The sequence below is a fragment of the Streptomyces glaucescens genome (assembly GCF_002154375.1).
GTDB classification, from domain to species: Bacteria; Actinomycetota; Actinomycetes; order Streptomycetales; family Streptomycetaceae; genus Streptomyces; species Streptomyces glaucescens.
Genome location: NZ_MUND01000217.1, coordinates 1 through 11,219, shown reverse-complemented (window position 1 = coordinate 11,219; position 11,219 = coordinate 1). Strand labels below are relative to the sequence as shown.

Genomic DNA, 11,219 nt, shown 5'->3' with positions numbered 1-11,219 from the left:
GCCCCGTCATCGGTCCCCCCGCAGAGGGCCGCTGCCACGTCATCCCTTGCCGGGCGGATCCGGCCCGGGACTACCTATCAGGGTGTCGCCACTGTCTACGAGGCCGGAGTCGGGGACGGCGCCTGCTCCTACGGCCCGAGCGACGACATGATGATCGCGGCGATGAATACCACCGACTACGAGACGTCCCAAGCCTGTGGGGCGCACGTGCTCGTCCGCGGGGCGAACGGCGCCTCGGTCACGGTCCGGATCACCAACGAGTGCCCCCTGCCCTGTGCACCCGGCCAGCTCGACCTCAGCGAGCAGGCCTTCGCCGAACTGGCCCCCGTGGCGACCGGCCGGATCGCGATCACCTGGAGCCTGTTGAGCCCCGAGACCGCGGGCACGATATCGATCCGCTACAAGACCGGATCCAGCCCCTACTGGTGCGGCATCCAGGCCCTCGGCCACCGCAACCCGCTCGCGCGACTGGAAGTCCGCACCAGCGGCGGCTGGCGCCGACTGGACCGCACCGAGTACAACTACTTCCTCTCCCCCGACGGCAGCGGGTGTGGCGGCGCCATCAGGGTCACCGACATCTACGGAGAACGGCTGACCATCGACGGGATCGCTCTGCGGCCGGAGGTTGTGCAACCGACACGGGTCCAGTTCGCACGGCACTGATCTGTCCGACCACCCTGCCACCTCGCCACGGAGGACACTCGAGGGGCGGCAGCCCGCTGCGGGCATGGCGGGAAGCGTCGCGTCCGCCGCCCTCAGCCGTGCCCGCCGCCCTCACGCCCGTCCGCACGAGCCGACGGCAAGCGGTCGGTGGCGCTGGACAGCCCAGTTGAGCCGAGCGAAAGTTTCCGGCCTGTGGCAACCCTTTGCGGAGCCTGTGACGACAAGGAGCCGGATCCGGCCATTCATGAGCCTGGATCCGCCTCTCGTCTGTTGCGCCGCACGCAAGGAGAACACCCCCCATGAAGAACCCCGCGAACGGCGGGCGCCGCGGTCGTCACCGCCGGCGATGGACCGCGACCGGCCTGCTGCTCGGCGCGCCCGCCCTCGTCGTGCCGTACCTGCTGTCCGTGCAGGAGGACTCGCAGGCCGCGACGGTCGACGCCGAGGCCTACTACCGGCTGGTCTCCGTGCACAGCGGGAAGGTGCTGGACGTCGACGGCTTCTCCACCGCCGACGGCACCCGTATCCAGCAGTGGACCGACCAGAACACCGCCAACCAGCAGTGGAGGCTGAGACCCACCGGGGACGGCTACTACGAGCTGGTGAACCGCAACAGCGGCAAAGTGCTGGGCATAGCGGGCGATTCGACCGCCGAGAAGGCCGCCGCCGAGCAGCAGACCGACAGCTCCTCCACCTCCCAGGAGTGGCGCATCGACGAGGTGAGCGGTTCCGGCGCCGTCACCTTCACCTCCCGCAGGAGCGGCCGCGTCCTGGACGTCTCCGGAGCGTCCAGGGCCGACGGCGCGGCGGTCATCCAGTATCACGGCAGGGGCAGCGCCAACCAGCAGTGGAAGCTGGTGAAGGCGGCCCGGACACAGGCGGCCGCGGCCGGACCGTACGTGTGGAACAACGCCCAGGTGGTGGGCGGCGGTTACGTCACCGGGCTGGTGTTCAACCCGCGCGAGAAGGGTCTGCTGTACGCGCGCACCGACATGGGCGGTGCCTACCGCTGGGACGCCGCGGCCGAGCAGTGGATCCCGCTGACCGACTGGGTCGGCGAGAAGGACTGGAACCTGCTGGGCATCGATTCGCTGGCCACCGACCCCGTCGACCCCGACCGGCTCTACCTCGCGGCGGGCACCTACACCAACGGCTGGGCGGGCAATGCCGAGCTCCTGCGCTCCACGGACCGGGGCCGCACCTTCCAGCGCACCGCTCTGCCTTTCAAGCTGGGCGCCAACGAGCACGGCCGCGGGGCGGGCGAGCGGCTGGCGATCAACCCCGCGGACAACGGCACCCTGCTGCTGGGCACCCGCAGGAACGGCCTGTGGCGCAGCACCGACCACGGTGTGACGTGGAGTCAGGTCGCCTCGTTCCCCGTCAAGGACGGGGCGAGCAGCGGGGCGGGCATCGCCTTCGTGACGTACGGCCCGGCCGGCAGCGGGACGGTCTATGCCGGCGTCGCCGACAAGTCCACCTCCCTGTACCGCTCCACCGACGGCGGCAGCACGTGGCAGGCTGTCCCCGGGCAGCCCACCGGCCATGTGCCGCAGCACGGCGTGTTCTCCGGTGACGGCTCGCTGTACCTGACGTACACCGACAATCTCGGACCCAACGGCGTCACGGCGGGCTCGGTGTGGAAGTACACACCGGTCGGCGGGGCGTGGAAGAACGTCTCCCCGTCCCAGGGCGGCTACGGGTTCTCCGGTCTGGCCGTCGACCCGCGCAAGCCGTCCACGGTGATGGTCACCACTCTCGGCCGCTGGTGGCCCGAGGACGAGATCTACCGCAGCACCGACGGCGGCACGACATGGCAGGCACTGGCCGGGAAATCGGTGCGGAACGCCTCGGCCGCTCCGTACATCGGCACCCACACCGGGCATTGGATGACCGCCCTGGCCATCGACCCCTTCGACTCCGGGCACGTGCTGTACGGCACCGGCAACGGCATCTGGCGTAGCAAGGACGCCGACGCGACCGACAGCGGCGGCACGAGCCACTGGAGCGTGGGGGCCCGCGGGCTGGAGGAGACCGCGCTGCTGGACGTGATCGCCCCGCCCGGCGGTGCCACCGTCGTCACGGCCATGGGGGACCAGGGCGGCTTCCGCCACGACGACCTGACCAAGGTGCCCGCCGGGCGGCTGAACAACCCGATGATGACCAACAGCACCGACATCGATTTCGCTCAGGCCCACCCCTCGACGATGGTCCGTGTCGGCCGTGGCGGTGCGCAGGACGGTGCCTACTCCACCGACGGCGGCGTCAGTTGGAGAGGCTTCACGTCAGAGCCGGTGGCCGGCGCCCAGGACGGCCGTGTCGCGCTCGCGGCGGACGGCTCCACCATCCTCTGGACCCAGGCCGGCCAGGCCCCGTACCGCTCGACCGACAAGGGGGCGAGCTGGTCGAAGGTCAGCGGTCTGGGCACCGGCGCCGTGGCCGTCGCCGACCGCTCCTCGGCCGGCACCTTCTACTCGCTGGCCGACGGCACCCTCTACGCCAGCACCGACGGCGGCGCGACCTTCACCGCCCGCGCCACCGGTCTGCCCGGCGGCGAACTCACGGCCGTCCCCGGCATCGCCGGAGACCTGTGGATCGCCGGCGGTGGCGAGGGGCTGCTGCACTCCACCGACGGCGGCCGCACCTTCACCACGCTCAAGACGGTGAGGTCCGCCTCCGCCCTCGGCTTCGGCAAGGCCGCGCCGGGCGCCGGCTACCAGGCCCTGTACCTGATCGGGACCGTCGACGACGTCACCGGCGTCTTCCGCTCCACCGACAAGGGCGCCACCTGGCTCCGCGTCAACGACGACGCCCACCAGTGGGGCAGCATCGGCGGTGTCGGCGTCATCACCGGCGACCCCGACACCTACGGGCGCGTCTACGTCGGCACCAACGGACGCGGCCTCCAGTACGGCGACCCGTCCTGACCCCAGCGCCCGAGCGGGGCCGCAGGCACAACCGCCCGCGGCCCCGCCATGGCCGAGGGGCCTCGTCCCGGTCCGCACGAGCCGCGGGCGGCGCCGGGCCGTCCGGGCGACGCCCGGGGCGACCCCGCAGCGTCAAGGTCCGACGGCCCCGGCCAGCCGCGCCGCGAACTCCGCGACCGCGGCGCGTACGTCCTCCGCCGTCCACTCCAGGCCGGCCGCCCGGACGTACACCTCCGTCATCGCGAGGCCGGGTCCCTTGGCGTCCCAGGGGTTCGCGAAGAGGACCGTCCCGGTCTCCTCGGCCGTGCGGACCGCGGCCTCGGTGACGACATCGACGTCGTACGGCAGCCACACCTGGAACTCGTGGGTGTGCGGCACCTCGGGGTGGACGCGCGCCCACGGCAGCCCGGCCGCCGCGAAGCCCTCCCGGAGCGCGGCGGCCACCACGCGCGCGTGCCGCACGTACTCCGGCAGCCGGGGCAGCTCCCGCTCCAGCCCGGCGAGCGCCGACAGGACCGTGGGGAACTGCTGGAACACCGTGCCGCCGTAGCGGTGCCGCCAGACCTTCGCCTCCTCCACCAGGGTCTTCGGGCCGGCCAGCGCCGCGCCGCCGTAACCGTCGAGCGACTTGTAGAACGACACGTACACGCTGTCCGCCAGGCCCGCGATCTCGCTGAGGGGGCGGCCGAAGTGGACCGTCGACTCCCACAGGCGCGCGCCGTCGAAGTGCACCACCGCCTCGCGCTCGCGCGCCGCCTCCACGACCTCGGTCAGCTCCTCCCAGGACGGCAGCGCGAACCCGGCGTCCCGGAGGGGCAGCTCCAGCATCAGGGCGCCGAACGGCTCCGGGAGGTCCCGCACCTCGTCGGCGGTCGGCAGCCGCGGCTCGCTCGTCACATGGACCGGACGCAACCCGCTGACCTGGCTGAACGCATGTCGCTCGTGCACCTCCGGGTGAGCGAGCGGGTGCAGGGCGACGACCGGGTTCCCGGTGCGGCCGGCCCAGCAGCGCAGGGCCACCTGCTGGGCCATCGTGCCGGTCGGGAAGAACGCGGCGGCCTCGGTGCCGAGCAGCCCGGCGACCTTCTCCTCCAGGGCCTCCACGACGCCGTCGCCGTACATGTCGGCCCGTTCGTCCAGGTCGTACAGCTCGGACGCCGTCTCCAGCAGTGCCAGCCGCTCCCTGAGCGTGAGCTGAAAACTGGGGCGCGCGAGAATGCGCTGCGCGCTCCGAGACGCGCTGATGCGCCGCTCCCGGCGCTGCTTGCGCCGCTCGTCGTCCGACAACGGCTCCGGTGCGCTCTGTTCGGCCATATCGCTCATGTCCGCGATCATCGCCTGCGGCGGCCCGCGTGGGCAGCCCGATTTCGCGCAGCCCGAAGGGGAACCTCGGACAGAAACCCACAGCCTGTGGACAACCGAACGCCCCTCGAACCGATCGCGTTAACATGACGAGAAATCGTCCGGTACCCAGAGCGGACTGGAACGGGAAGGCCGCCGTCGCGTGAGTACAAGCCAACAGCCAGATCCCCGGGACCGCCCCGCGCGGCTCACCGTCGGCGTCGTCGGCGCCGGCCGCGTGGGCCCCGCCCTCGCCGCGTCCCTCCAGCTCGCCGGACACCGCCCCGTCGCCGTCTCGGCGGTCTCCGACGCCTCCCGCAGGCGCGCCGCGCTGCTGCTGCCCGACGTACCCGTGGTCCCGCCCGCCGAGGTGCTGGAACGCGCCGACCTGGTGCTGCTGACCGTCCCCGACGACACCCTGCCCGGCCTCGTCACCGGCCTCGCCGAGACCGGCGCCGTGCGGCCCGGCCAGCTCCTCGTGCACACCTCCGGGCGGTACGGCGCGAAGGTCCTGGACCCCGCCCTGCGCGCGGGCGCCCTGCCGCTGGCCCTGCACCCGGCGATGACCTTCACCGGCACCCCCGTGGACGTGCAGCGGCTCGCCGGCTGCTCGTTCGGCGTCACCGCCCCGGACGAACTGCGCCTCGCCGCGGAGGCCCTGGTCATCGAGATGGGCGGCGAGCCGGAGTGGATCGCCGAGGCCGGCCGGCCGCTCTACCACGCGGCCCTCGCCCTCGGCGCCAACCACCTCGTCACCCTGGTCGCCCAGTCCATGGAACTGCTGCGCACGGCCGGTGTCGCAGCCCCCGACCGGATGCTCGGCCCGCTGCTCGGCGCCGCCCTCGACAACGCCCTGCGCTCCGGTGACGCCGCCCTGACCGGGCCCGTCGCGCGCGGGGACGCGGGCACCGTCGCCGCGCACATCGCGGAGCTGCGCGCCCACGCCCCGCAGACCGTCGCCGGCTATCTGGCGATGGCCCGCGCGACCGCCGACCGGGCGCTCGCCCACGGTCTGCTGAAGCCGGAACTCGCCGAAGACCTGCTGGGCGTGCTCGCCGACGGCGCCGCGCTGCCCGAGAACGGGGGAGACCAATGAGCCGCGACTTCGAACTCGTCCCCACTCTGGACGACCTCGGATACGTCCTGGAGCACTTCTCGGTGCCCGGCCGCACCGCCGTCGTGATGACCATGGGCGCGCTGCACGAAGGCCACGCCACCCTGATCCGCACCGCGCGGGAACACGTCGGCCGCAAGGGCTACGTGGTGGTCACCGTCTTCGTGAACCCGCTCCAGTTCGGCGCGGGCGAGGACCTGGACCGCTATCCGCGCACCCTGGACGCCGACCTGAAGACCGCCGAGCAGGCGGGCGCCGACATCGTGTTCGCGCCGTCCGCCGACGAGATGTACCCGGACGGCAGGCCCGAGATCACCTTCCGCGCGGGAGCCATGGGGGAGCGCCTGGAGGGTGCCTCGCGGCCCGGCCACTTCGACGGCATGCTCACCGTCGTCGCCAAGCTGCTCCACCTCACCCGCCCCGACGTCGCGTTCTTCGGGCAGAAGGACGCCCAGCAGCTCGCCCTGATCCGGCGCATGGTGCGGGACCTGAACTTCCCCGTCGAGATCGTCGGCGTACCGACCGTCCGCGAGGAGGACGGCCTCGCCCTGTCCAGCCGCAACCGCTACCTCTCCCCCCAGGAGCGGCGCACCGCCCTCGCGCTGTCCCGCGCGCTGTTCGCCGCCCAGGACCGGCACGTCGCGCTGGAGGCGCTGCGCGCGCGAGCCCTCGAAGTGCCCTCCACGCGCGCGCGTGCCGAGGCGTTGAGCGCGATAGGGGAGTCCCGCGCGGCGGCCGACGCACACGCCGTCGCCAAGGCCGTCCCCGGCGGCCCGGCCGAGGTCCGCGCGGCGGCCCGGCTGGTCCTCGACGAGGCCGCCCGCCTCGACCCGCCGCTCGCCCTGGACTACCTCGCCCTGGTCGACCCGTCCGACTTCACCGAGGTCGGCGACGACTTCACCGGTGAGGCGGTCCTCGCCGTCGCGGCCCGGGTCGGCGCGACCCGGCTGATCGACAACATCACCCTCACCTTCGGAGCCGCCTCGTGACCAGCACAGGCATACGACTGCACGCGCCCGCTCCGGGCTGGTCCATCGACGCGGACGTGGTGGTCGTCGGCTCCGGCGTGGCCGGCCTGACCGCCGCCCTGCGCTGCGAGGCCGCCGGTCTGCACACCGTCGTCGTCACCAAGGCCCGCCTCGACGACGGCTCCACCCGCTGGGCCCAGGGCGGCATCGCCGCGGCCCTCGGCGAGGGCGACAGCCCCGAACAGCACCTCGACGACACCCTGGTCGCGGGCGCGGGCCTGTGCGACGAGCAGGCGGTGCGGATCCTCGTCACCGAGGGCCCCGACGCCGTACGGCGGCTCATCGAGACCGGCGCCCAGTTCGACGAGTCCGACGAAGGCGGCCTCGCGCTCACCCGCGAGGGCGGCCACCACCGCCGCCGTATCGCCCACGCGGGCGGCGACGCGACCGGCGCGGAGATCTCCCGCGCGCTGGTCGAGGCGGTCCGCGCGCGCGGGATGCGCACCGTCGAGAACGCCCTCGTCCTCGACCTCCTCACGGACGCCGACGGCCGCACGGCGGGCGTCACCCTGCACGTCATGGGGGAGGGCCAGCACGACGGCGTGGGCGCCGTGCACGCCCCCGCCGTGGTCCTCGCCACCGGCGGCATGGGCCAGGTCTTCTCCGCCACCACCAACCCGTCGGTCTCCACCGGCGACGGCGTGGCCCTCGCGCTGCGCGCGGGCGCCGAGGTCAGCGACCTGGAGTTCGTCCAGTTCCACCCGACCGTGCTGTTCCTCGGCCCGGAGGCGGAGGGCCAGCAGCCGCTGGTCTCCGAGGCGGTCCGCGGCGAGGGCGCCCACCTGGTCGACGCCGACGGGGTGCGCTTCATGGTGGGGCAGCACGAGCTGGGCGAACTCGCCCCGCGCGACATCGTCGCCAAGGGCATCATGCGCCGCATGCAGGAGCAGGGCGCCGAGCACATGTTCCTCGACGCCCGGCACTTCGGCGCCGAGATGTGGGAGCACCGCTTCCCGACCATCCTCGCCGCGTGCCGCGCCCACGGCATCGACCCGGTGCGCGAGCCCATCCCGGTCGCCCCGGCCGCCCACTACGCCTCCGGCGGCGTGCGCACCGACCCGCACGGCCGTACCACCGTGCCCGGCCTCTACGCGTGCGGTGAGGTCGCCTGCACCGGTGTCCACGGCGCCAACCGCCTCGCCTCCAACAGCCTCCTCGAAGGGCTGGTCTACGCCGAGCGCATCGCCGCCGACATCGCCGCGGCCCACGCGGACAGCGGCCTCCGCGCGAGCGTTCCCGAACCGGCCCCCTGCCCGGAGGTCCCCGCGCACCCCCTCCAGCCGGCCGAGGCCCGCTTCACCATCCAGCGGATCATGACCGAGGGCGCGGGCGTGCTGCGCTCCGCCGACTCCCTCACCAAGGCCGCCGACCGGCTCCAGCGGCTGCACTCCGAGGCCCGCGACGCGCTCACCGAGAACGGCAAGACCGCCGAGCCCGGCGTCGACACCTGGGAGGCCACCAACCTGCTGTGCGTGGCCCGCGTCCTGGTCGCCGCCGCCCGGCTGCGCGAGGAGACCCGCGGCTGCCACTGGCGCGAGGACCACGCCGACCGCGACGACACCGCGTGGCGCCGCCACATCGTCGTACGGCTCAATCCGGACCGCAGCCTCGCCGTACGCACCACGGACACCGCAGACTTTCCCCCGACCCGGCCGAACCCCCCGGCGCACCGTCCCCAGGAGCAGTGAGAGCAGTGAGCACCCCCGACCTTCCCCTCGCCCAGAACGGCGGCTGCGGCGACGGCTGCGCCTGCGGCGCGGACACCGACGAGGCCTACCTGGAGTGCGGCCTCGACCCCGCGCTCGCCCAGCTCCTCGCCGACGCCGGACTCGACCCCGTCGAGATCGAGGACATCGCCAACGTCGCCATCCAGGAGGACCTGGCGGGCGGCGTCGACGTGACGACCGTCGCGACCATCCCCGAGGACGCGGTCGCCACCGCCGACTTCGTCGCCCGCGAGGCGGGCGTGGTGGCGGGTCTGCGCGTCGCCGAGGCCGTCATGTCGATCGTCTGCGAGGACGAGTTCGAGGTGGAGCGCCACGTCGAGGACGGCGACCGCGTGACGGAGGGCCAGAAGCTGCTCTCGATCACCACCCGCACCCGCGACCTGCTCACCGCCGAACGCAGCGCGCTCAACCTCCTGTGCCGCCTGTCCGGCATCGCCACCGCCACGCGCGCGTGGGCGGACGTTCTGGAGGGTACGAAGGCACGCGTGCGTGACACCCGTAAAACCACCCCCGGCCTGCGGTCGCTGGAGAAGTTCGCGGTCCGCTGCGGCGGCGGCGTGAACCACCGCATGTCGCTGTCCGACGCCGCCCTCGTCAAGGACAACCACGTGGTCGCCGCGGGCGGCGTCGCCCAGGCCTTCCGTGCCGTGCGCGAACGCTTCCCCGACGTCCCCATCGAGGTCGAGGTCGACACCCTGCACCAGCTGCGCGAGGTCGTCGACGCGGGCGCCGACCTGATCCTGCTGGACAACTTCACGCCGGGCGAGTGCGAGGAGGCGGTGGCCATCGTCGACGGGCGCGCCGCCCTCGAGGCCTCCGGCCGGCTCACCCTGGGCAACGCCAAGGCGTACGCGGACACCGGCGTCGACTACCTCGCGGTGGGTGCCCTCACCCACTCCTCGCCGATCCTCGACATCGGCCTGGACCTGCGAGCGGCGGAGTAGGAGACGGGGGGACCGGCCATGCTGCTGACCATCGACGTAGGCAACACGCACACCGTGCTCGGCCTGTTCGACGGCGAGGACATCGTCGAACACTGGCGCATCTCCACCGACGCCCGCCGCACCGCGGACGAGATGGCGGTGCTGCTCCAGGGCCTGATGGGCATGCACCCGCTGCTCGGCGACGAACTGGGCGACGGCATCGACGGCATCGCGATCTGCGCGACGGTCCCCTCCGTCCTGCACGAGCTGCGCGAGGTCACCCGCCGCTACTACGGCGACGTCCCGGCCGTCCTCGTCGAACCCGGCGTCAAGACGGGCGTGCCGATCCTCACCGACAACCCCAAGGAGGTCGGCGCGGACCGCATCATCAACGCGGTCGCCGCGGTCGAGCTGTACGGCGGACCCGCGATCGTCGTCGACTTCGGTACGGCGACGACGTTCGACGCGGTGTCCGCGCGCGGGGAGTACGTCGGCGGGGTCATCGCGCCCGGCATCGAGATCTCCGTCGAGGCGCTCGGCGTGAAGGGCGCCCAGCTCCGCAAGATCGAGGTCGCCCGGCCGCGCAGCGTCATCGGCAAGAACACCGTCGAGGCGATGCAGGCGGGCATCGTCTACGGCTTCGCCGGACAGGTGGACGGCGTCGTCAACCGCATGGCCCGTGAACTGGCCGACGACCCCGACGACGTGACCGTCATCGCGACCGGCGGCCTGGCGCCCATGGTGCTGGGCGAGTCCTCGGTGATCGACGAGCACGAGCCGTGGCTGACGCTGATCGGCCTGCGGATGGTGTACGAGCGGAACGTGTCCCGCATGTGAGCCGGCGTCGCACCGGGAGCCCCCTGTACGACCTGCGCATACGGGTGGCTCCCCGCGCCACACCGACGTTCCGTGCGAAGTTTGTCTGATTAGCGCGTATCGTCGCCGCATGCCCACGCCCTACGGATCCCGCGGCGGCATGGCGTTCGGTGTGGAGGAGCTGCGTGTGCTCCGCCGCGCCCTCGCCCTCGCCCTCCAGCCCGGCCGGCCCTCGGCCGAGGACGTCCAGGACTGCCTCCGCCTCGCCGACACCCTCGACGAGGCGATGGCCGAGGGAGCCCGTCTGCGGGCCTTCCTCGTGGCCGACCTCGCCCGCTACCGCGCAGCCCTCCCCGGCACCGCCGCCGGCTACGTCACCCTCCTGGAGGAGGCCCTGAGCGCCGGCCACCGCCCCACCCCCGACGACCTCGCCGCCCTGCGCGCCCTGCGCGGCAACCCCGTCGCCGCCGCCCTCCTCGACCGCTGCCAGGCCCTCGCCGAGCAGGACGTCCGCGCCCGCCTGACCCGCCACACCGTCCCGGACCCGGCCGCGCGCCCCAACCCGCTGCTCCCGGCGTCCCGCACCCGCCTGCTCGCCCTCCCCGGAGGCCGCCGCACCGACGGGAGCGCCGCCGACCGGCCCGCCCGGCAGCCCGAGAAACAGCCCGCGCAGAAGCCCGCCC

9 protein-coding genes are annotated in these 11,219 nt (G+C 73.4%); 8 read left to right on the top strand and 1 reads right to left on the bottom strand.

What is annotated here, in order from left to right; genetic code table 11:
* Both CCN42_RS16075 and CCN42_RS16070 read left to right on the top strand, forming a co-directional pair.
* Window positions 1-663, top strand: a 663-nt coding sequence (locus tag CCN42_RS16075) for an expansin EXLX1 family cellulose-binding protein (RefSeq protein ID WP_245877305.1), incomplete at its 5' end; no start/stop codon positions are given.
* A 299-nt stretch (window positions 664-962) separates the two neighbouring features.
* Window positions 963-3,587 (top strand): RICIN domain-containing protein, encoded by a 2,625-nt coding sequence (locus CCN42_RS16070; RefSeq protein ID WP_086736409.1) that lies wholly within the window; start codon window positions 963-965, stop codon window positions 3,585-3,587.
* Between the two features lie 132 nt (window positions 3,588-3,719).
* Here the strand turns inward: CCN42_RS16070 and CCN42_RS16065 are convergent, their stop codons facing one another.
* Window positions 3,720-4,910 carry a threonine aldolase family protein gene (locus CCN42_RS16065; protein WP_245877304.1) on the bottom strand — a complete coding sequence of 397 codons (1,191 nt, stop codon included), beginning with the start codon at window positions 4,908-4,910 and terminating at the stop codon, window positions 3,720-3,722.
* 181 nt (window positions 4,911-5,091) lie between these two features.
* Here CCN42_RS16065 and CCN42_RS16060 point away from each other — a divergent pair, with 181 nt between their 5' ends.
* From CCN42_RS16060 to CCN42_RS16035, 6 genes are all read left to right on the top strand, one after another.
* Window positions 5,092-6,024 carry a Rossmann-like and DUF2520 domain-containing protein gene (locus tag CCN42_RS16060; RefSeq protein ID WP_086736405.1) on the top strand — a complete coding sequence of 311 codons (933 nt, stop codon included), beginning with the start codon at window positions 5,092-5,094 and terminating at the stop codon, window positions 6,022-6,024.
* Window positions 6,025-6,110: 86 nt separating this feature from the next.
* Window positions 6,111-7,031: a pantoate--beta-alanine ligase gene (gene panC / locus CCN42_RS16055; protein ID WP_422641169.1), complete on the top strand. Its 921-nt coding sequence runs from the start codon at window positions 6,111-6,113 to the stop codon at window positions 7,029-7,031.
* Window positions 7,028-8,758, top strand: a complete 1,731-nt coding sequence (locus tag CCN42_RS16050) for an L-aspartate oxidase (protein ID WP_086736402.1) — start codon at window positions 7,028-7,030, stop codon at window positions 8,756-8,758. Before panC ends, CCN42_RS16050 begins: the two co-directional genes overlap by 4 nt.
* 5 nt (window positions 8,759-8,763) lie before the next feature.
* Window positions 8,764-9,741, top strand: coding sequence for a carboxylating nicotinate-nucleotide diphosphorylase (nadC, locus tag CCN42_RS16045; RefSeq protein ID WP_086736400.1), 978 nt, complete (start codon window positions 8,764-8,766; stop codon window positions 9,739-9,741).
* Between the two features lie 18 nt (window positions 9,742-9,759).
* Window positions 9,760-10,557: a type III pantothenate kinase gene (locus tag CCN42_RS16040; protein WP_086736398.1), complete on the top strand. Its 798-nt coding sequence runs from the start codon at window positions 9,760-9,762 to the stop codon at window positions 10,555-10,557.
* A gap of 139 nt (window positions 10,558-10,696) precedes the next feature.
* Window positions 10,697-11,219 (top strand): hypothetical protein (locus tag CCN42_RS16035; RefSeq protein ID WP_211294717.1); only part of this gene is annotated, 523 nt, incomplete at its 3' end.